Consider the following 21,393-nt stretch of genomic DNA (forward strand, 5'->3'; position numbering starts at 1 on the left):
TTCCGAAACGACGAACACACGGAAATGACAGGATGAGCACGACAAAAGACGACCGCGACGCAGGGAAAGCCGAGGGCCATTCAGAAGCGGAAGGGCGTTGGGCCGAGTTGTTGCAACCCAACCATCTGGCGGCGACCGTGACGCTTTGCCTCGGTGTCGCGCTCTTTGCCTTCAACGAGTTCTTCATCTCGACCGCGCTCCCGACGGCAGTCGAGGAATTTGGCGGTGCGGCACTGCTCTCCTGGGCCTTCACCCTCTATCTCGTCTTTGCAATCATCGGCGGGGCATTGGCTGCCAATCTCAAGGCGCGCTTCGGCGCCCGCAATGCGTTGATCGCAGCAGCGCTTGTCTTCGTCACCGGCACAGTGATTGCGACGCTGGCGACGAGCATGCCGCAGGTCCTGGTCGGAAGGCTGTTTCAAGGGCTGGGCGAGGGCATCATTGCCGCTATTTGCTATGCACTGATCCCGGAGCTTTTCCCGCCTCGGCTCGTGCCGAAGGTCTTCGGTGCAGAGGCCATCGTCTGGGCAAGTGCTGCCTTTGCCGGTCCGCTCATTTCAGGATTTCTCACCGAACACTGGTCATGGCGTGCGGCCTTCTTCGTCAACATTCCCGCCGCCGCCATCTTTATTGCGCTGGTCCTTGCCATCGTACCCAGACGGTCGGCTTCGGCGCAGATCGTGCAACCCATTCCGCTTTTTCGCCTGATCGCATTTGGCCTGGGCATACTGCTGATCTCGGTTTCGAATATGCTCCAGAACGGATTTGCCATGGCGGCGCTCGTGGTCGTAGCGATCGCCGTTCTCGTCAACACTGTGCATCTCGACCGTCGCTCCAGGCACTCAATTCTCCCGCTTGGCGCATTTTCGATCGGGCGCCCGCTCGGCACCGGCCTCTGGATCATTCTGCTGATGCCGTTGGCGCAGGCTTCCGGCTCCGTCTATCTCGTCTACGGCTTGCAACACCTCTGGAATTTCGGCCCGACGGCCGCCGGATTCTCGAGCGCGCTGATGGCGATGTCGTGGAGCTTGACCGCCATTCTGGTGGCGAGCCTGCGCTCGCATGATCTGCGTGTACGATTGATCTGGGTCGGGCCACTGCTGCTTTGCCTCGGGCTCATCGGCCTGACGGTCGCGATCGCGACAGCGGAGTTTCGGTTGGTTTTCGCAGGTCAAATTGCCATTGGTGCCGGCTTCGGCGTCTGCTGGGGCACGCTCAGCCAATTGCTGATGGATGTGTCGCCGCCCCCTGAGCGAGACAAGACTTCGGCACTGCTGCCGACGCTGCAATCCGCAGGTTACGCAGTCGGCGCAGCCGTCTTCGGGCTGACCGCCAACATACGCGGCTTCGATGAAGGCGCACGGTTGGCCGTCATGCGCGACGCGCTGTTAGCGGTGTTTGCCTTGAGTTGCGTGATCTCGGTTGCGTCGTTGTTCTTCGGCATCAGGACTGTCCGGCTTGCGCGCAGCCGAAGGCCAACACGCAGCGAGGCTCGGGCACAGCGGCCCGTGACGGTCGATTGATCACCAGGCCGTGGGCAGGGCGGCGGCGGTTTCGGTGGGGCGGCGGAATACGCCAAGGCTGCCTCGACCGATCAAAGCGTCCTGTTCACGGCCACGACCGTCTGACGGCGCAATCGTCGCCAGAATCTCGCCGCTGCCCGAGCGCACATGGACCCTCAGCGATCCATAGTCGGCATCGCGGCCAATCTTGTCGGCAATTCGCTGGCCGTAATACAGGGCGGAACCTTCGTCGAAGTGACTGATGCCGTCCTCGTCGACAAAGCGCTCGTCGCCCCAATACAAATCGAAGAAATAGACCTGCACGATGTTGCCCCATCCCATGCGCAGTGCCGGATCTTTCCGACTTGGGAGCGCATGTGGGCATGTAAGCACCCGGCGACCGAACCTAGGCTGAACCCGGCGTTCAGGTGGCGTTCACAACAATGAGGGGGAGATTGCGCACTCGTAGAGCGATTTCGGCTGAGCATCGAGCCGCCGCTCGTCAGCGGCCCAACTGCGCGCACCCAAAGATGCGCGCAGCCGTCGTTCGATCAGGCCTTGAAGTAGCTCTGGAGCGGGCGAACCTCGAGGTTGCCGGCCTTGAGCGCCTTGATCGCGCGCGCTGCCGCCTCTGCACCTGCCATGGTGGTGTAGTAGGGCACCTTCTGCATCAATGTCGCGCGGCGAAGCGACTTGGAATCCGAGATCGCTTTGTTGCCATCCGTCGTGTTGATGACAAGCTGGACCTGCCGGTTGCGGATCGCGTCCTCGACATGCGGACGACCTTCCTGGACCTTGTTGACCTTGACGGCGGCAATGCCGTTTTCACCGAGGAAGCGGGCGGTGCCGCCGGTCGCCATCACCTTGAAGCCGATGTCGACGAGAATGCGGATCGCCGGTAGGACGCGGGTTTTGTCTTCGTCGCGGACGGATACGAACACCGTTCCGTCGCGCGGCAGATCGACGCCGGCACCGAGCTGCGACTTGGCAAAAGCAAGCGCGTAGTCGGTATCAAGGCCGATGACTTCGCCAGTCGAGCGCATTTCCGGGCCGAGCAGCGTGTCGACACCGGGGAAGCGGGCGAACGGGAACACGGCTTCCTTGACGGCGATGTGCTTCAGGTTGCGCGGGTCGGGCTTTTCGCCGTAGGCGGCGATCGCCACATCCAGCGCTTCACCGGCCATCACGCGGGCAGCGATCTTGGCGATCGGCGCACCGATGGTCTTGGCGACGAAGGGCACGGTGCGCGAGGCGCGCGGGTTGACTTCGAGCACGTAGATCGTGCCGTCCTTGATTGCGAACTGGACGTTCATCAGACCACCGACATTGAGTGCTTTGGCCAGCGCCGTCGTCTGGCGTTCCAGCTCGTCGACCATCGCGTTGTCGAGCGTGTGAACCGGCAGCGAGCAGGCACTGTCGCCGGAGTGAATGCCGGCCTCCTCGATGTGCTCCATGATACCCGAGACGAACACATCCTTGCCGTCACAGAGGCAGTCGACGTCGACTTCCGTGGCGTTGCTCAGGTAGCTGTCGAACAGCAGCGGGTTCTTGCCGAGAAGCGTGTTGATCTGGCCGGTCTTGTCGTTCGGGTAACGCTGCTTGATGTCTTCCGGAACGAGGCCCGGAACTGTATCGAGCAGATATGTCTGCAGCATGCTTTCCGAATGGATGATCTGCATGGCCCGGCCACCGAGAACGTAGGACGGACGCACGACCAGCGGGAAGCCGATTTCGGCGGCAACGAGGCGTGCCTGTTCGACCGAATAGGCGATGCCGTTGTTCGGCTGGTTGAGATCGAGCTTCATCAGCAGCTTCTGGAAGCGGTCGCGGTCTTCGGCAAGGTCGATCATGTCGGGTGCGGTGCCGAGGATCGGGATGCCGTTCTTTTCCAGTGCTTCCGCCAGCTTCAGCGGCGTCTGGCCGCCGAACTGCACGATGACGCCGACCAGTTCGCCCTTTTCCTGCTCGGCGCGCATGATCTCGATCACGTCTTCAGCGGTCAGCGACTCGAAGTAGAGCCGGTCCGACGTGTCGTAGTCGGTCGAAACGGTCTCGGGGTTGCAGTTGATCATGATCGCTTCATAGCCAGCGTCCTTCAAAGCGAAGGCGGCATGGCAGCAGCAATAGTCGAACTCGATGCCCTGGCCGATCCGGTTCGGACCACCGCCGAGGATGACGACCTTCTTGCGGTCGGAGACATCAGCCTCAGAGCGGGCCGCACCAACGAAAGGCGTCTCGTAGGTCGAGTACATGTAGGCGGTCGGCGAGGCGAATTCGGCGGCGCAGGTGTCGATGCGCTTATAGACCGGGCGGACGTTGAGCGCGTTTCGAAGTTCTGCCACTTCCTTCGGGCGCTTGCCGCCGAGCGTTGCCAGCCGGGCATCGGAGAAGCCCATGGCCTTCAGCATGCGCAGGTTCTCAGCATCCTGAGGCAGGCCGTGCTCGCGGACGCGCGCTTCCATGTCGACGATCGCCTTGAACTGGGCGATGAACCACGGGTCGATCTTGCTTGCCTCGTGAACTTCGGCCTCGCTCATGCCGAGACGCAGCGCCTGGGCAACCATGCGCAGACGGTCCGGCGTCGGCGTACCGATCGCGGCACGGATAGCGTTACGGCCATCGCCGTTCTCGTCCATGTCAGGGATTTCGATTTCATCGAGACCGGTGAGCCCGGTCTCAAGGCCACGCAGCGCTTTCTGCAGCGATTCGGCAAAGGTACGGCCGATCGCCATGACTTCACCGACCGACTTCATCGCAGTGGTCAGGACCGGCGAGGCGCCTGGGAATTTCTCGAAGGCAAAGCGCGGGATCTTGGTGACGACGTAGTCGATCGACGGCTCGAAGGATGCCGGCGTCGCGCCGCCGGTGATGTCGTTCTCGAGTTCGTCGAGCGTGTAGCCGATGGCGAGCTTGGCCGCGATCTTGGCGATCGGGAAGCCGGTTGCCTTGGAAGCGAGAGCCGAGGAGCGCGAAACGCGCGGGTTCATCTCGATGACGACGAGACGACCATCCTTGGGGTTGACGGCGAACTGCACATTCGAGCCCCCGGTCTCGACGCCGATCTCGCGCAGCACCGCGATCGAGGCGTTGCGCATGATCTGGTATTCCTTGTCCGTCAGCGTCAGCGCCGGAGCAACGGTGATCGAATCGCCGGTGTGCACGCCCATCGGGTCGATGTTTTCGATCGAGCAGATGATGATGCAGTTGTCCGCCGTGTCGCGGACGACTTCCATCTCGTATTCCTTCCAGCCGAGAACCGATTCTTCGATCAGCACTTCGGTGGTCGGCGATGCGTCGAGGCCGCTGCCGACGATGTCGAAGAATTCGGTGCGGTTATAGGCGATGCCGCCGCCGGTGCCGCCGAGTGTGAACGACGGGCGGATGATCGCCGGCAGGCCGACATCGTCGAGCGCCTGCGCGGCGATGGCCATCGCATGGTTCATGTAGCGCTGCTTGCGATCGCCTTCGCCGAGGTTCCACTGGTTTTCCAGTTCGTCGAGCGCCGTGTCGAGTTCCGGCCCGGAAAGGCGGCCCTTCAGTTCGGCGCGTTCGGCCTCATGCACCTTGCGGTCGTGGTCCTTGATGTCGGTGGCGTTCGCCAGGCGCGACTTCGGCGTCTCCAGGCCGATCTTGGCCATCGCCTCGCGGAAGAGCGCGCGGTCTTCTGCCTTGTCGATCGCGTCCGGCTTGGCGCCGATCATCTCGACATTGTAGCGGTCGAGAACGCCCATGCGGCGCAGCGACAGCGCGGTGTTGAGCGCGGTCTGGCCGCCCATGGTCGGCAGCAGTGCGTCTGGGCGCTCCTTGGCAATGATCTTGGCAACGACTTCCGGGGTGATCGGCTCGACGTATGTTGCGTCCGCCAGACCCGGGTCGGTCATGATCGTTGCCGGGTTGGAGTTGACGAGGATGACGCGGTAGCCTTCCTCCTTCAGCGCCTTGCAGGCCTGGGTGCCGGAATAGTCGAATTCGCATGCCTGACCGATGACGATCGGCCCCGCGCCGATGATGAGGATCGATTTGATATCTTGGCGCTTCGGCATGGTCGGTCATCCGTTTCTAGCTGCGCGAAAAACCGGCCAAAGTGGGAGGTCACCGGCCGGGCACGCATTGATGGTCTTTTCAGGCTAGAAGCGGCTTATAGGCAAATGTATCTGCAAGCGAAACCCCGAAAATTCCGGAATCGACAGGAAAGCCGACATATTTCGGCATGGGCTTTTGCAACGTGTCGGACGGCGGTCCCAAAGCCGCATGCGGGCCGTCAAATCACGCCCGGTACCACCAGAACCTCGACCTCGCCGGCAGCAGGCGGATGGGCAATCACGCTGGCGGCTTCATCGAGCGAAACGTGCCGCGCGATCCTCCGTGCAAGAGGTGCCTGTCGGTGCCACACGCCTCGACGCGCACCAGCAGGTCACCAGGGCCGGGAGCAGACGTCCACCTTACGCAGGAAGTTCACTTCACCCAGGAACAGGTCGTCAATCGCCTCGAGCCGCAACGCCTTCATGACCATACCTCCCTCCACAATTTCCCTGGTGCCAATAGGATTGTCAAAGCGGGACGGTCAAGGACGCGATCGAGGAAGGCGATAACCCCAGCGCTGCCGCACGGCCGCAGCATAGGTGCGGCTCACCGGCACTTCGGTTCCATCGCAAAGCAGGATCGTCATGCGACCGTTATCACGGACGAGGCGTGCAACATGCGCGTCCGCCACCCAATGGGAACGATGGACCTGCAGGCCCGCCACCGGGCCGAGTTCACCGAGCGCATCGGCGAAGCGCAACAGGACGAGTTCACGGCCGAGAGTGGTCGTCACTTCCGTGTAGTGATCGCTAACCGTCACGTGCAGCGGCAGGCCGCGATTGGCGGGTTTCAGGCGCAGAAGCAGCGGTACCCGGCCCGTCTCCTTGAGAAGAGCCGGGTTGCGGGACGTCTGTTGCCCGGCCTCGTCGGACGCGATTGCGGTGGTGCCGGCGTCATTCAGCTCCAAGGCGAATTCAGTGTTCATCGTCATCCAGGTCAAGGTGCAGAACAAGAGCGACAGGAACAGGCCGGTCGCGATGTCCGTCATGACGTCAGCGACTGTTGGAATGGCCGAAAAGGTCGCCGAGCCGATCGCGGTGGTCACGAGGCCGATCGGTATGCTGGCAACGGCTGCACCGATCATCATGCGAACGAAACCGGAGGCAACCTTTTCGCGCAGCAGGCCATTGGCAAGCACGGCCGAAACGATTGCGATCGCCCAGGTGACGGCGTGCAGCACGAGCCAGAACCCGAGCCGCGGCACGACAGCCAGGCGTTCGGCAGTGCCATAGGGCCCCGTGACCCAAAAGATCAGCACGACTGCAGCAAAGGTTGCCCAGAGGCGTGGCGCCTTGACGACAAGATGCAGCTCACGAAGCGTGGATTGCAGAAATGGGCGTTTCACGAAGTTTTCCGTCCGTTCCAGTCAAAGCGTTTGAGCGCAGCCCGGAGCCTGCCGCAAGTTCGGGGAAAATCAACAGCATAGAAATTTTTCATGACATTTTCACCTCTTCTCCATGCATCGTTCGCAGTGCAGCTGCACGTCGCGACCGTCATCCCGGCTGCCATCCTTGGTGCTTTCCTGCTTGCCCGTCCGAAGGGCACACGCCTGCATAGGCTGCTCGGCAAAATCTGGCTCGCACTCATGGTCGTGACCGCATTCTCCACGTTCTTCATCCATGAAATCAAGCTGGTCGGCGGTTTCAGCCCCATTCACCTGTTGTCGATCTATGTGCTCTTCGGCAGCTGGCAGACGATTGCGGCCGCCCGGCGGCACGACATCCCCGCGCATCGCGGGCATGTGGCTGGCATGTATCTCGGCGGCATTGTCGTTGCCGGCCTCTTCACACTGCTGCCCGGAAGGCTGCTGCATGCGAGCCTGTTCTCCGAGCTTTCGATCTGGCAGTCAGCGGTGATGGCGGCTCTGCTGGCTGCGCTGCTCATTTCCGCAGCCGTCCTGTCGATCCGACAGGGTCGTCTCTTCGGTCGCCGCAAGTCCTCGAAAAGATTAGCTTGATCGCAACCTTACGGGCCTGATTGCGTTTTACAACGGCATTCGGCCCGGCATATAAAAGGTCTGACCGATATTGCGTATCGATCCATGCCGGGAGGACAGATCATGGAATGGAAAGGCCGCCGCCAATCCGGAAACGTTGAGGACCAGCGCGGGGCGAGCCCCGGCGGCGGTCTGGGCGGTAATCCATTCGGCCGCGGTGGTGGCTTCCGCATGCCCGGCGGTGGCGGAGGCATGCGTGGCGCCGGCGGCGGCATGAGCTTCGGCACCATCATCTTTCTGGTCGTGCTCTATTTCATCCTGAAGGCCTTGGGCATCGACATGCTGCAGGTGCTGAACGGCGGCGGCGGTCCGGTCGCGCAGCCGGGCTTCGAGCAGAGCGATGGCTCGCCGGTACCCCGCGGATCGGCGCAGGAAGAAGAGATGAAAGCCTTCATGTCGACGGTGCTGGCCGAAACCGAAGACACCTGGAACGGCATCTTCCAGGCGAGCGGCGAACAATATCAAGAGCCGAAGATGGTGCTGTTCAGCGGCTCCGTGCGCTCCGCCTGCGGCTTTGCCTCGGCAGCGTCCGGCCCGTTCTACTGCCCTGGTGACCGCAAGGTCTATCTCGACATGGGTTTCTTCGACGAGCTTGAGCAGAAGTTCGGCGCATCTGGCGACTTCGCGCAGGCCTATGTCGTTGCGCATGAAGTTGGCCACCATGTTCAGAACCTGATCGGCGTGCTGCCGAAGTTCAACCAGATGCGCCAGTCGATGGGTGAAGCCGAAGCCAACCAGATGTCGGTTCGCGTCGAACTGCAGGCTGATTGCTTCGCCGGCGTCTGGGGCAAGTATACCCAGCAGAAGGGCCTGTTGGAGCAGGGCGATCTGGAAGAGGCGCTGAACGCCGCCACCCAGATCGGCGACGACACGCTGCAGAAACGCATGCAGGGCTACGTCGTCCCGGAAAGCTTCAACCACGGCACATCGGAGCAGCGCATGCGCTGGTTCAAGCGCGGCTTCGACAGCGGCAAGATGGCGGCCTGCGACACCTTCTCCGGCCAGGTCTGATTCCAGACCGTCCAGGGAAAAAGCAAAGGGGCCGGCGAGAACTGTCGGCCCCTTTCGTTACCCGGGATTAGAGCGCTCTGGGTTAGACAAAGTTGCAGAGAACACTCTACAGCGCTGCGCGTCTTATTCGACGCGCAAAGATCGCTGTAGCACTTTGAATTGCTGCATGTTTTCACGCATTTCCTGACGGAAAACCGCTTCGCACTTTTCCTGGAAATGCTCTAATGGCGCTCGCTGTCCATATGGGCGAGCTGCGCCTCGGGATAGCGCGCGCCTGCGGCCGCATCCCTCGGCACCGCCCGCTCGATCGCGGCCAGATCTTCCGGTGTCAGATGTACCGCTTGCGATGCCAGCGCTTCGGCCAGCCGGTCGCGACGACGTGCACCGATGAGCGGCACGATATCCTTGCCTTGGGCTGCGACCCAGGCGATCGCAATCTGTGCCACGGTGGCGCCCTTCGCATCCGCCACGCGCTTCAGCGCGTCGACAAGGGCCAGATTTGTGTCGACATTGCCCGCCTGAAAACGTGGGCTGGCCGCGCGGAAGTCGCCACGTGCGACCGCATCCTTCTGCCAATGGCCGCTGATCAGGCCGCGCGACAGCACGCCATAGGCGGTAATGCCGATACCGAGCGCACGGCACGTGGGCAGGATATCGTCCTCGATGCCGCGCGAGATCAGCGAATATTCGATCTGCAGATCCGCGATGGGATGGACGGCCGCTGCCCTTCGGATGGTCTCGGATCCGACTTCCGAAAGCCCGATATGCCTGACATAACCTGCCTGCACCAGATCAGCGATTGCGCCCACTGTTTCTTCGATCGGCACGTCCGGGTCGAGACGGGCAGGGCGGTAGATGTCGATATGGTCGACGCCCAACCGCTGCAGGGTATAGGCGAGAAAGTTGCGCACCGCCTTCGGTCGGCAATCATAGCCCACCCAACTGCCACCAGCGTCTCTCAAGGCACCGAACTTCACGCTGAGAACGACCCGATCGCGGTCCTGGCCCTTGAGCGCTTCGCCAATCAGCATCTCGTTGTGGCCCATGCCATAGAAGTCGCCGGTATCGATGAGCGTAATTCCCGCATCGAGCGCCGCATGGAACGTGGCGATGCTTTCCGTACGATCCGACGGGCCATACATGCCCGACATGCCCATGCAGCCAAGGCCGATGTTGGAAACCATAGGGCCGACTTTTCCGAGCGAAACCTGATCCATTCTCGTTCTCCTTCGGCGGCGCGCCTTTGCGCCCTTCTTCGTCCCCATTGTTACGCCCGGTCCTATCGTGCGATAATCCCGTACAGTCAGAACAAGCCGTACGGCATTTCGCACAATGAACGATCTTCCTCTCGCCGACCTCGATGCCTTCACCGCCGTTGCGCGCGAGCGCAGCTTTCGCGCTGCCGCCGAGAAGCGGGGCGTTTCCGCTTCGTCGCTGAGCGAAGCGCTGCGGCGGCTCGAAGCCAAACTCGATGTGCGGCTCCTCAACCGCACGACCCGCAGTGTAACACCGACGGAAGCCGGCATGCGGCTACTCGAGCGCCTGCAGCCGGCACTCGGGGAGATTGCCGGCGCGCTCGACCAGGTGAGCGAATTGCGCGACAGTCCCGCAGGAACCCTGAAACTGAACGTGCCCACGGTCGTCGCGCGCGTGATCCTGCCCTCGATCATTGGGCGCTTTCTGAAGGTAAATCCTGCCATTTCGCTGGAGGTGACGGCAGACGACGGCTTCATCGACGTCCTTGCCGCCGGCTTCGACGCCGGCATCCGCTACGAAGAGCGGGTCGAGCGCGACATGATCGCCATTCCGATCGGACCGCGGCAGCAACGCTACATCACTGCCGCGTCGCCGGACTATCTCGCGCGACACGGCCTTGCCGCAACACCCGCACGATCTTCTGGAGCATGCCTGCATCCGGCATCGCTTCGCAAGCGGCGTCAGCCTAGCCTGGGAGTTCGGTGACGGAGACGCAGCAATCTCGATCGCCCCTCCGACTGTCGTCATCGCGAACTCGGTCGATCTTGAAATTGCCGCTGTAGTCGAAGGTCTCGGCGTCATCCGGACGTTCGAGGAGTTCCTGGCGCCGCATCTCAAATCCGGCGCCGTCGTGACGATCCTCGACGAATGGGTGACGCCCTTTCCAGGGCCGTTTCTCTACTATGCCAGCCGCCGCCACATGCCGGCGCCGCTTCGAGCCTTCGTCGACTTTCTCAAGGCCGAGCAACGGTCAGGGGTGCGCTGAATGGCGGCCATTTTGGGGAGCAATGGATCAACAAACGCGATTGTTCTCATAAAAAACTTTGAGATGTTCACGTATTGTTTCGACTAAAATCATGCGTTACACCTAAATTGGTAACGTCGTTCACGTTCTGTCTCCGCGCTGGCGACGGATGGCGCAGGGAGAGTTTCATGCTCGACGAAAAGTTCGTGCGGCGCGGCCTGTTCCTCGTCTTTCTCATCCTGCTTCTCGACATCATCGGCATCGCCATCATCGTGCCGGTGCTGCCCACCTATCTGGAGGAGCTGACCGGCGCCAATGTCAGCGACGCGGCGATCGACGGCGGCTGGCTGCTGCTCGTCTATGCCGCGATGCAGTTCCTGTTCGCGCCCCTCATCGGCAACCTGAGCGACCGTTTCGGACGCCGGCCGATCCTGCTTGCCTCCGTGCTCACCTTCGCCATCGACAATCTGATCTGCGCTCTCGCGACCAGCTACTGGATGCTCTTCGTCGGCCGTGTGCTCGCCGGCATCAGCGGCGCCAGCTTCGGCACCGCTTCGGCCTATATCGCCGACATCAGCCATGACGGAAACCGGGCGAAGAATTTCGGCCTGATCGGAATCGCGTTCGGATCCGGCTTTGCACTGGGGCCGGTCATTGGCGGGCTGCTTGGCGAACTGGGTCCGCGTGTGCCGTTCTATGGTGCCGCGGCACTTTCCTTCATCAACTTCCTGCTCGGCGTTTTTCTGCTGCCGGAGACATTGGACAAGGCGCATCGTCGCCGCTTCGAATGGCGGCGCGCCAATCCACTCGGCGCGCTCAGGCAGATGCGCAACTATCCCGGCATCGGCTGGGTCGGGCTGGTGTTCTTCCTGTTCTGGATGGCGCATTCGGTTTATCCGTCCGTCTGGTCGTTCGTATCGTCTTACCGGTACGGCTGGAGCGAGGGGGAAATCGGCCTGTCGCTCGGCATCTTCGGCATCGGCGGTGCCATGGTGATGGCGTTCGTACTGCCGCGCGTCGTGCCGCGGCTTGGCGAGTGGCGGACGGCCGTCCTCGGCCTGATTTTCACGGCACTCGGTGCCGCGGGCTACGCTGCTGCCTGGCAGGGCTGGATGATCTATGCCGTGATTATCGCCACCGCGCTCGAAAGCCTCGCCGATCCGCCGCTGCGCAGCATCGCCGCCGGCCATGTGCCGCCGTCGGCGCAGGGAGAGTTGCAAGGGGCGCTCACCAGTATCGGCAGCATCACGACGATCATCGGCCCGCTGATCTTCACCCAGATCTTCGGCTACTTCACGAGCCCGACGACCACGGTCTCCTTCTCAGGCGCCCCCTATGCACTCGCCAGTTGCTTCGTCGTCGGTGCGCTCGCGGTGTTCTGGCTCAAGGCACCAAAACGGCTCGCGGTCGCGGCTGAACATATCGAGCCCGCAGTGTCCATGGCCGAACCGCGCTACTCCGATCGCAGTGCCATGCACTGAAATTGATCAATATTCGTGATCTTTGGATGAAAAATTGAGCAGTCGGAGCTTTGTTACTGGTTCTTTTGCCGGCCGTGATCTATTTCGGTCATCCTTGCCTTCGTTCTGACCTGCCGCATTTCGGCCGCGTCGACATCCAGGAATCCGTCATGCTGACCGCCACTGCGAGCCCGACCCCGGTGCAAACCGACAATTCATGGCGCACTCATTATCGTGCAAGCCTCTATCTCGGGGTGCCCTTCATCGGCGCACAGCTGGCGCAGCTTGCGATCAACACAACCGACGTCTTGATGGTGGGCAAGCTTGGCGCAACGCAGCTTGCGGCAATCATCCTGGCGACGCAGATGTACTTTACCATCTACATCTTCGGCAGCGGCTTCGCCAACGCGGTCGTACCGATGGCCGCGCAAGCCCAGGGCAGGGGCGACAAGGTCTCCGTGCGTCGCTCCGTGCGCATGGGTCTCTGGGTGGTGCTGTGCTATGGCGTGCTGACGGCGCCGGTGCTCTGGCTGGCGGAACCGATCCTGCTGCTTGCCGGCCAGCAGCCGGAGGTCGCGGCACTCGCGGCCGAGTATCTGCACATTGCGCAATGGGCGATCTTTCCCGGCCTCATCTTCATGGTGCTGCGGGCGTTCCTGAGCGGTCTGGAGCGGGCGGGGATCATTCTCTATGTCACACTGGCAACGCTGGTTCTCAATGCAGCGCTTTGCTACGTGCTGATCTACGGCCACTACGGCTTTCCGCAGCTGGGCATCTTCGGCGCGGCCGTCGCCGCCCTTGGCGTGGCCGTGCTCGGCACGGTGCTGACCATCGCCTATATCAAGAGCAAACCGGAACTGAACCAGTATGAGCTGTTCGTGCGTTTCTGGCGCCCGGATTGGCCCGCCTTCAGGGAAGTCGTCTATCTCGGCATACCGATCTCGCTGACCATTCTTGCCGAAGTCAGCCTGTTCACCGTCGCCTCGTTGCTGATGGGAACCATCGGCACGATCGAGCTTGCCGCACACGGCATCGCGCTGCAGTTCGCCTCGCTCGCCTTCATGATCCCGCTCGGAATTGCGCAGGCGGCAACCGTGCGCGTCGGCCTTGCCAACGGCCGTGGCGACATGCTCGGCGTCCGGCGTGCCGCGATCTCGGCACTGGTGCTCGGAGCCATCTTTGCGATCATTGGCAGCGCCATCTTCGCTCTCTTCCCGAGCCAGCTCGCCGCCCTTTATCTTGACACCAACCGGCCGGATGCCGCGCAAGTGCTCGCCTTTGCCGCTCCGCTCATCGTGATCGCCGGCGCGTTCCAGCTGGTGGACGGATTGCAGGCAATCGCCGCCGGCATGCTTCGCGGGCTCAAGGACACAAAGGTGCCGATGATCCTGGCGATGATCTCCTATTGGCCGATCGGGTTCCTTTGCGCCTGGGCCTTCGCGTTCCCGCTCAAGTTCGGCGGCATCGGCGTGTGGTTCGGCTTCGTGCTGGGACTTGCCGCTGCAGCATTGTTCCTGAACTGGCGGTTCTTCCGGATGATCCGCGACCACAAGGTGACGGCGGCTTAAGCATCGACCAAAGAAAAAGCCGGACGGGCAGGGGATGCCGTCCGGCTTACAAAAGGCGACCACATCAGGGGAGAATGTCGGTCGCTTATTCCGAAACTCCTGGAGGAAGTTTCTCAAGGTCTCTAAACGTTGAACCCGCCGGTCTCACTGGAGCCCAGTCGATCGCGCTGGAGGTCGCGTATCGTGCGGGCAAAATCGACGAGAAAGACGAAACTGATTACCGCCGCGGCGGTCATGAAGACTGTCGCCATGACATGATACCTTTAGCCGAAGATCTTACGGTTGCTTGAACGGTCACGTTGCTCACGGGACTCGTCGCGGAGTGCATGTATCGTCGCAAATATCATTGCGAAAAACATCGTCATCGAAAACAGAGCAAGTCCCATAGCCGTCATCCTTTCAGGTTCCTAAACGGCAGTATCTTCAAAAAGGTTCCGTTCTTTCTTGCTTCACATTACCGATTGCAACGTGAAACACTCTTGAACATGGCATTCATCTAGCATTCATTTCTTTGGTGCCACTGTTTCCCAGGGAACAGGCCCGCGCTCCTGCACAACTCTTGCGATCTGTCGCCGTCCATGACAAAAGGCTTCACCAAACGGAAACAGGTGCGATGACGACGGCATTCTACCCCGGCTCCTTCGATCCGATGACGAACGGGCATCTCGACGTACTTGTTCAGGCGCTGAACGTGGCGCGCAAAGTCATCGTGGCAATTGGCATCCATCCGGGCAAGGCGCCGCTTTTCTCGTTCGACGAGCGCTCGGACCTCATTCGCCAGTCGCTGCTCGAGTTTCTGCCCGAGCGTGCCGCCGACATCGACGTCGTCTCCTTCGACAATCTCGTGGTCGACGCTGCGCGGCAAAGCGGCGCAAAGCTGCTTGTGCGCGGCTTGCGCGATGGCACTGACCTCGATTACGAGATGCAGATGGCTGGCATGAACCGGCAGATGGCGCCGGATGTCCAGACCTTGTTTTTGCCGGCTGGCACGGCATCGCGGCCCATTACAGCCACATTGGTCCGCCAGATCGCGGCCATGGGCGGCGACGTCAGTGCCTTCGTGCCCAAGGCTGTTCACGCGGCGCTGCAGGCCAAACGCAAGGCCTGAGCCGCCACACTCCATTCACCACTCAGGGAGAAACCATGAAAATCCTCCACCTCGCTTTCGCCGGTGCCGTCACGCTTGCGTCCTGGACGGGAACGGCGCTTGCGCAGTCGGCCGACAACTTCCTCACAATCACGCTGAAGGATGGCCCTGTTGTCGTCGAGCTTCGCCCTGATATCGCGCCGAAGCACGTCGAGCAGATCAAGGCGCTTGCAACAGCCGGCGAATACGACAACGTCGCCTTCCACCGCGTCATCAAGGGCTTCATGGCCCAGACAGGCGACGTCCAGTACGGCGACATGGAAAACGGCTTCCAGCCCCAGGCTGCGGGCACGGGCGGTTCGTCCAAGCCGGACCTGCCGGCCGAATTTTCCGACGTACCGTTCGAGCGCGGCACGGTCGGCATGGCCCGTTCGCAGGATCCCAACAGCGCCAATTCGCAGTTCTTCATCATGTTTGCCCCGGGCGACTTCCTCAACGGCCAGTACACGGTCGTCGGCAAGGTCGTCTCCGGCATGGAGAACGTCGATAAGATCAAACTCGGTGACGACGCCAACAACGGCTCCGTCGCCGATCCCGACCGCATGATCAGCGTCAAGGTCGGCAAGTAAAGTCAACAGAAGGAGAAAACCCATGGCCGAGATCAAAGATCCGGAAAACACGATCATCATGGAGACCACCAAGGGCAAGGTCGTCATCGAGCTTATGCCGAACGTGGCTCCGGGTCATGTCGCCCGAATCAAGGAACTGGCACGCGAAGGCGCCTATGACGGCGTGGTGTTTCACCGCGTGATCGAGGACTTCATGGCACAGACCGGCGACGTCCAGTACGGCAAGACCGGCGGCGAGCACTTCAACCCGTCGCGTGCCGGCATGGGCGGCTCATCCAAGCCGGACCTGAACGCTGAATTCTCGAACGTCAGCCACATTCGTGGCACGTGCTCGATGGCGCGCAGCCAGATGCCGAACTCGGCCAATTCGCAGTTCTTCATCTGCTTCACCGATGCTCCGTGGCTGAACAAGCAGTACTCGGTCTGGGGCCAGGTCATCGAAGGCATGGACAACATCGACAAGATCAAGCGCGGCGAACCGGTGCGTGATCCCGACACCATCGTGTCCATGCGGGTTGCCGCCGACGCCTGATTTGCGCTAATGCACAAACCCGCCCCGGTCGCGCCGAAAGGCCCTGGGGCGGGTTTGCTTTTTTTTCAGAAACGATCCATGCGCGTAGACCTGTTCGACTTCGACCTTCCGGAAACCTCGATTGCGTTGCGGCCCGTAAATCCGCGCGACAGCGCCCGCATGCTCGTCGTCGACCCGCAGGCGCCGGAACTCCTGACGGATCACGGCGTGCTCGACCTGCCGTCCTTCCTGCGTCCCGGCGACGCACTGGTGTTCAACGACACCAAGGTCATTCCGGCGCAGCTCGAAGGCATTCGTCGACGCGGCGAAGAGATTACCACGCCCGTCTCGCTGACCCTGCATATGCGGGTCGCGCCGGATCGCTGGAAGGCGTTTGCCCGGCCGGCACGCCGCCTCAAGGTCGGCGACCGCATTGCCTTTGGCCACGGCGGCAACAGCTGCATGCTCGGCACACTCGACGCAACTGTCGAGGAAAAGGGCGACGCCGGTGAGGTGACGCTGCGCTTCGATCTCGCCGGACCGCTGCTCGACGAAGCGATCATGGCCGTCGGGCACATTCCATTGCCGCCATATATCGCCTCCAAACGCGCAGAGGATGCTCAGGACCGCGTCGACTACCAAACGGTCTACGCCCGTGAGGAGGGCGCCGTAGCCGCCCCTACCGCTGGCCTGCATTTCACCGAGCGGCTGTTTTCCAGGCTGAACGAACTCGGCATCGAACGTCATTTCGTCACCCTGCATGTCGGCGCCGGGACATTCCTGCCGGTCAAGGCCGATGATACCGACGACCACGTGATGCACCTGGAGATTGGCCAGGTCGATGCCGCAACCGCCGAACGCCTCAATGCCGTCAAGGCGAGGGGCGGCCGGATGGTCTGCGTCGGTACGACGTCGCTACGGCTGATCGAAAGTGCGGCGGACGAACACGGTATCATCCATCCCTGGTCAGGCCCGACCGGCATCTTCATCACGCCCGGCTACCGCTTCCGCGCCGTCGACATGCTGATGACCAATTTTCACTTGCCGAAATCGACGCTGTTCATGCTGGTTTCGGCCTTCTGTGGCCTCGAGACGATGCGCGCGGCGTATACCTACGCGATCGAGAGCGGCTACCGCTTCTATTCCTATGGCGATTCCAGCCTGCTTTTTCGGAAAGACTAGATGACCGAAACCTTCCAGTTCAAGCTGCACGCAACCGACGGCAAGGCGCGCCTCGGTGAGGTTTCCATGCCGCGCGGCACCATCCGTACGCCTGCCTTCATGCCAGTCGGAACCGTCGGCACGGTCAAGGCGATGTATCTCGATCAGGTCAAGGATCTCGGCGCCGACATCATCCTCGGCAACACCTACCATCTGATGCTGCGCCCTGGTGCTGAACGCGTGGCGCGGCTTGGCGGTCTGCACAACCTCATCCGCTGGCAGGGTCCGATCCTCACCGACAGCGGCGGCTTCCAGGTGATGTCGCTTGCCGGGCTGCGCAAGCTCGACGAGCAGGGCGTCACCTTCAAGAGCCATGTCGACGGCGCGCTGTTCCACATGTCGCCGGAACGGTCGATCGAAATTCAAGGCTTGCTCGGCAGCGATATCCAGATGCAGCTGGACGAGTGCGTGGCTTTGCCGGCCGAGCCCAAGGAGATCGAGCGGGCAATGGAAATGTCATTGCGCTGGGCGGAACGCTGCAAGGTGGCGTTTGGTGACCAACCGGGCAAGGCGATGTTCGGCATCGTCCAGGGCGGCGACATTCCGGCACTGCGCGTGCGCTCGGCGGAAGCCCTGAAGGGGCTGGATCTCAAGGGCTACGCCGTCGGTGGACTTGCGGTCGGCGAGCCGCAGGAGGTGATGCTCAGAATGCTCGACATCACATGCCCCGAGCTACCTGCCGAAAAGCCGCGCTATCTCATGGGCGTCGGCACGCCCGACGATATCCTAAGGTCGGTCGCACACGGCATCGACATGTTCGACTGCGTCATGCCGACCCGCTCCGGACGACATGGTTTGGCCTTCACCCGCCATGGCCGCATCAACCTGCGCAATGCGCGCCATGCCGAAGACCTGCGGCCGCTAGACGAACAATCCTCGTGTCCGGCGACGCGCGACTATTCGCGCGCCTATTTGCACCACCTGATCCGCTCGAATGAGTCACTCGGGGGCATGCTGCTCAGTTGGAACAACCTTGCCTATTACCAGGAACTGATGGCGGGCATTCGCCTGGCAATCGAAGAGGGCCGCTTTGCCGACTTCATGGCCGAAACCCAGGAAACCTGGCGGCGAGGGGATCTGGCGCCACTCTGAGGACCAGACCTGCTCAGATCTCCGGACCTGGGGCCGACTGGAGCATCATGACGCCGTTGATCTTGTAGCTGCCGTCGGGCTGCTTCATCAGCTGGTAGACCGCCGTCCAGTCCTTACCATCGGGAGCCGAGATCAGCACCTCCTGAATGACCTGATCGCCCACCACCTTGGAGCGGCCAAAGGCAAAATTTCCGGGCCGATAGACCGGCTGGTAGCCGCGCCTGACCATGTCGAAGAAGGCCGTCTTGTCGGGAAACTTGCCGCGTATCGCCGGCGAAGCGAAGGAGTAGGCGGCGTCCGCATCGTCATTGAGGAAAGCCGCGATCTGATCCTGGATGATCGAGCGTGCCGTATCGACCGGTTCTTCCGCCCGACAAAGGCCCGCGCCTGCGAGTTGCGCTGCGATACCGAAGGCAATGGCAAATGTCCTGATCATCACCGATCTCCACCAGACGTTTCTGCCTGCTCCTGAAAGCATAGGTCGTTTGCACGTTCTGGAAATGGCGCGGACAGCGCCGTGCGCTTCTTCACACCAAGCACATATATACAATATCGTTCATATTCAATGCCTTAAACGGAACTTCTAAATTAATCTTTCAAACATCATAACTTAGTGATATTCGCAATTGTCACCTGAGCGCACCCAATCGCATTCCCAATGGCCGAACTGTTTGCGCTCGGCGACGGTGTCGGGACGGTAGAGAATGTTGACATCCGGGCTGAACCGCCTGCCATGACGACGCCTGGCATGCCGCGGCCGACGTCTGGCGCGGTGCTCCGGCAGATGCCGCCAGAGCTTGATCGCGTGCCCATCCGCGGAATAGGCGTACTTGTAGATCGTCTCATGGCTGACAGAAACTGGATCGCGCTCCAGCCGCATGCGGCCGGCGTTCTGCTGCGGCGACCAGCCATGCATGATGCGCTCCATCACCGATTGGCGGCAGATGCGAGAAACGAGCAAGCTTGCGTAGCTTGGCTCTGCGCTCACGCGCCATGTCGTTGGCGGTGACGCAATAGTAGCCGCTAAGGTCTGGCATCTGCGGATCAACAAAAGTATTGCGCCTGAGTTCGCGGAAAATCGTCGAACGATGTCCGTGCAGTTTCTCAGCGATTACGTCAACGCTGATGCCAGCCGATCGCCAGCGGGCAATCTTGCGGCGTTCATCCATATCGATCTGGGAGTAGGTGCGTCTCATGAGCCATTCCTTGCGCGTGACAACCCATTGGTATCTATCGCAAGTCGCACTTCGAATTAGAATGTACCCGGCTACACGAGATGTGGCGGCCAGGTTGAACTGTCCGCGGTTGTGCAAAGTTGGAATGTCACTTTGGATACGTCTTCAGCCATTTAGACATGCGACACTCGACATCTCCACTGGCGCTGAGGCAAGCCCCCGACCGGACCGGCTGGRCCGGGTTGCAAGGGAAGGGAGGGGGCGGATGAGACGCTCCCCTTCGGCTTTAGCTTGGACAGTTGAAGCAGCCGGTCATTCCGCCGCATCGAGGTCNTGAGACGCTCCCCTTCGGCTTTAGCTTGGACAGTTGAAGCAGCCGGTCATTCCGCCGCATCGAGGTCAGAGAGCGCCTGTCGCCGCCGGGCAATGACCGCAGGATCGTTCATGAAATCCTTCCGACGTCCCGGGCCGCGCGCGCGTCGAACGTAGCCGTTCTTCTCGCTGTTCGTCTTCACGGCSGGCTTCGTCTGCTGCTCCTGACGTTCCTTGATGTAGGTCAGGAGTTCACCGAGCCGCTTGTTCTCGGTGATCGCCGCATGCGTCACCCGCTGGTCCTTGTCGAACACCCGGTAGGGTAGGGAATGCCCCTTCCAACGCACATCCAGCCTGCCGTCGGCAAGCGCGTAGGTCTCGACATAGCGACCGACCAGCCCGCGCGTCACCTCGTTCTCTTCCAGCATGATCCGCTGGCGCTCGAACGAAAACGTCAACTGGGCACCGACATAACGCTGCTCACGTTTGCATAGCACGTCGCGCAGCCGATCCGGGGCAAGGTTCAGCGGCCGATGCAGATCATCAGATCTGGCAGGGGTAATGGCAAACTGGCGGTTATAGCGCTCCATGAACCGAGGCAGGAAAGCGTTGCCGTCGTCCATGCCGCAGACGCCCTCCAGGCGCAGATCCTTAATCAACCGGTCCTGTAGCGTCCGGTTCATCCGCTCGACSCGGCCCTTGGCCTGGCTCGAGTTTGCGCAAAGAATCTCGATGTTTAACTCGCAAAGTGCACGCCCGAACTGGGTCATGCCCTGGCCGCCCTTGGCATCCTTCTTCGCAACCCGGAACACCGAATGCTTGTCGGAATAGAAGGCGACTGGAGCACCATGCGCCTTCAGATAGAGTTCCAGCGCCTCGAARTAGCTGAACGCACTTTCCGATCGTACAAACCGCAACTGCATCAGCTTGCCGGTCGCATCATCGATGAACACCAGTAATGAACATGGATCACCGCGATCTTCGAACCAGCGATGCTCGGAACCGTCGATCTGAACCAGCTCGCCGTAGGCCTCGCGCCGCAGCCGCGGCTGATGGAACGTCCGTCGCTGCTTGCGCGACAGCCACAGGCCGGCCTCCGACATCCATTGGCGCAAGGTCTCGCGCGACACCGTCAGACCATCACGCYCCGCAAGCTTCTCGGCCGCCAGCGTCGGACCAAAGTCCGCATAGCGCTCGCGCACGATCGCCATGGCGTAATCGCGTACGCCGTCGCAGATCCGGTTGTTCGATGGCCGGCCGATCGCCTGGTGCCGGATCGACGCCGCACCGCCAGCGCCGATCCGGTCCAACAGACGACGCACCTGGCGGGTACTYAAGCCMAGSACATGSGCYGCCGACACCARCGTCATSCGCCCGGCRRTCACTTTCGACAARAYCTCRATCCGCTGCAGGTCACGCTCGCTCATCGCAATCAATCCCATCCGCAATCTCCCAGGTCATCAAAACCCGGGGAGAGTGACATTCTTACTTTGCAGGATCAGGACACTTTAACTTTGCGGCTACA

Annotated in this window: 17 protein-coding genes and 2 pseudogenes; 11 read left to right on the forward strand and 8 right to left on the reverse strand. The window is 61.5% G+C overall.

Annotated features, from left to right (window positions below; translation table 11 throughout):
* Positions 1 to 32 precede the first annotated feature (32 nt).
* Positions 33 to 1,523 carry an MFS transporter gene (locus ASD02_RS16625; protein WP_025427080.1) on the forward strand — a complete coding sequence of 497 codons (1,491 nt, stop codon included), beginning with the start codon at positions 33 to 35 and terminating at the stop codon, positions 1,521 to 1,523.
* Here ASD02_RS16625 and ASD02_RS16630 read toward each other — a convergent pair whose 3' ends face one another.
* The 3 genes from ASD02_RS16630 to ASD02_RS16640 all read right to left on the reverse strand — a co-directional run bounded on the left by ASD02_RS16630 (position 1,524) and on the right by ASD02_RS16640 (position 6,930).
* Entirely contained in the window at positions 1,524 to 1,844 is a 321-nt protein-coding gene (locus ASD02_RS16630) for a hypothetical protein (RefSeq protein ID WP_038576103.1), read from the reverse strand.
* A gap of 209 nt (positions 1,845 to 2,053) precedes the next feature.
* Entirely contained in the window at positions 2,054 to 5,545 is a 3,492-nt protein-coding gene (gene carB, locus ASD02_RS16635) for a carbamoyl-phosphate synthase large subunit (protein ID WP_025427078.1), read from the reverse strand.
* Between the two features lie 521 nt (positions 5,546 to 6,066).
* Positions 6,067 to 6,930: a LytTR family DNA-binding domain-containing protein gene (locus ASD02_RS16640; protein WP_025427077.1), complete on the reverse strand. Its 864-nt coding sequence runs from the start codon at positions 6,928 to 6,930 to the stop codon at positions 6,067 to 6,069.
* Between the two features lie 90 nt (positions 6,931 to 7,020).
* Between ASD02_RS16640 and ASD02_RS16645 the strand changes: the two genes are divergently transcribed.
* Both ASD02_RS16645 and ASD02_RS16650 read left to right on the forward strand, forming a co-directional pair.
* Positions 7,021 to 7,542, forward strand: a complete 522-nt coding sequence (locus tag ASD02_RS16645) for a DUF2306 domain-containing protein (RefSeq protein ID WP_057208611.1) — start codon at positions 7,021 to 7,023, stop codon at positions 7,540 to 7,542.
* Positions 7,543 to 7,644: 102 nt separating this feature from the next.
* Positions 7,645 to 8,592 (forward strand): neutral zinc metallopeptidase, encoded by a 948-nt coding sequence (locus ASD02_RS16650; RefSeq protein WP_025427075.1) that lies wholly within the window; start codon positions 7,645 to 7,647, stop codon positions 8,590 to 8,592.
* Between the two features lie 221 nt (positions 8,593 to 8,813).
* On the opposite strand, the gene ASD02_RS16655 is transcribed toward ASD02_RS16650, so the two are convergent.
* Positions 8,814 to 9,809, reverse strand: a complete 996-nt coding sequence (locus ASD02_RS16655; RefSeq protein WP_025427074.1) for an aldo/keto reductase — start codon at positions 9,807 to 9,809, stop codon at positions 8,814 to 8,816.
* A gap of 115 nt (positions 9,810 to 9,924) precedes the next feature.
* On the opposite strand from ASD02_RS16655, the pseudogene ASD02_RS16660 reads away from it, so the two are divergent.
* The 3 genes and pseudogenes from ASD02_RS16660 to ASD02_RS16670 all read left to right on the forward strand — a co-directional run bounded on the left by ASD02_RS16660 (position 9,925) and on the right by ASD02_RS16670 (position 13,841).
* Positions 9,925 to 10,834 (forward strand): annotated as a pseudogene (locus tag ASD02_RS16660) (LysR family transcriptional regulator).
* A gap of 167 nt (positions 10,835 to 11,001) precedes the next feature.
* Positions 11,002 to 12,294: a tetracycline resistance MFS efflux pump gene (locus tag ASD02_RS16665; protein WP_025427073.1), complete on the forward strand. Its 1,293-nt coding sequence runs from the start codon at positions 11,002 to 11,004 to the stop codon at positions 12,292 to 12,294.
* Between the two features lie 149 nt (positions 12,295 to 12,443).
* Complete coding sequence (locus ASD02_RS16670; protein WP_057220841.1) at positions 12,444 to 13,841, forward strand: MATE family efflux transporter; 1,398 nt, start codon at positions 12,444 to 12,446, stop codon at positions 13,839 to 13,841.
* Positions 13,842 to 13,963: 122 nt separating this feature from the next.
* Here the strand turns inward: ASD02_RS16670 and ASD02_RS40415 are convergent, their stop codons facing one another.
* Entirely contained in the window at positions 13,964 to 14,092 is a 129-nt protein-coding gene (locus ASD02_RS40415; RefSeq protein ID WP_277996356.1) for a hypothetical protein, read from the reverse strand.
* Positions 14,093 to 14,454: 362 nt separating this feature from the next.
* Here ASD02_RS40415 and coaD point away from each other — a divergent pair, with 362 nt between their 5' ends.
* The 5 genes from coaD (at position 14,455) to tgt (ending at position 18,381) form a co-directional block, all read left to right on the forward strand.
* Positions 14,455 to 14,949, forward strand: a complete 495-nt coding sequence (coaD, locus tag ASD02_RS16675) for a pantetheine-phosphate adenylyltransferase (RefSeq protein WP_025427070.1) — start codon at positions 14,455 to 14,457, stop codon at positions 14,947 to 14,949.
* Between the two features lie 35 nt (positions 14,950 to 14,984).
* Positions 14,985 to 15,557, forward strand: coding sequence for a peptidylprolyl isomerase (locus tag ASD02_RS16680; RefSeq protein WP_025427069.1), 573 nt, complete (start codon positions 14,985 to 14,987; stop codon positions 15,555 to 15,557).
* A gap of 22 nt (positions 15,558 to 15,579) precedes the next feature.
* Positions 15,580 to 16,089, forward strand: a complete 510-nt coding sequence (locus ASD02_RS16685; RefSeq protein ID WP_025427068.1) for a peptidylprolyl isomerase — start codon at positions 15,580 to 15,582, stop codon at positions 16,087 to 16,089.
* 78 nt (positions 16,090 to 16,167) lie between these two features.
* Complete coding sequence (queA, locus tag ASD02_RS16690) at positions 16,168 to 17,250, forward strand: tRNA preQ1(34) S-adenosylmethionine ribosyltransferase-isomerase QueA (protein WP_025427067.1); 1,083 nt, start codon at positions 16,168 to 16,170, stop codon at positions 17,248 to 17,250.
* A complete protein-coding gene (gene tgt / locus ASD02_RS16695) occupies positions 17,251 to 18,381 on the forward strand; it encodes a tRNA guanosine(34) transglycosylase Tgt (RefSeq protein WP_025427066.1) in 1,131 nt (376 codons plus the stop codon). It begins immediately after the preceding gene.
* A 13-nt stretch (positions 18,382 to 18,394) separates the two neighbouring features.
* Here the strand turns inward: tgt and ASD02_RS16700 are convergent, their stop codons facing one another.
* The 3 genes and pseudogenes from ASD02_RS16700 to ASD02_RS16710 all read right to left on the reverse strand — a co-directional run bounded on the left by ASD02_RS16700 (position 18,395) and on the right by ASD02_RS16710 (position 21,310).
* On the reverse strand, positions 18,395 to 18,817 hold the full coding sequence (locus tag ASD02_RS16700) for a DUF4864 domain-containing protein (RefSeq protein ID WP_057208602.1): 423 nt from the start codon (positions 18,815 to 18,817) through the stop codon (positions 18,395 to 18,397).
* Positions 18,818 to 19,027: 210 nt separating this feature from the next.
* Positions 19,028 to 19,577 (reverse strand): annotated as a pseudogene (locus ASD02_RS16705) (IS30 family transposase); the annotation flags it as partial.
* 359 nt (positions 19,578 to 19,936) lie between these two features.
* Positions 19,937 to 21,310: an ISNCY family transposase gene (locus ASD02_RS16710; protein ID WP_057258469.1), complete on the reverse strand. Its 1,374-nt coding sequence runs from the start codon at positions 21,308 to 21,310 to the stop codon at positions 19,937 to 19,939.
* Positions 21,311 to 21,393: the final 83 nt, after the last annotated feature.

Origin of the sequence: Ensifer sp. Root1252 (assembly GCF_001425885.1) — a bacterium.
Lineage (GTDB): Bacteria > Pseudomonadota > Alphaproteobacteria > Rhizobiales > Rhizobiaceae > Ensifer > Ensifer canadensis.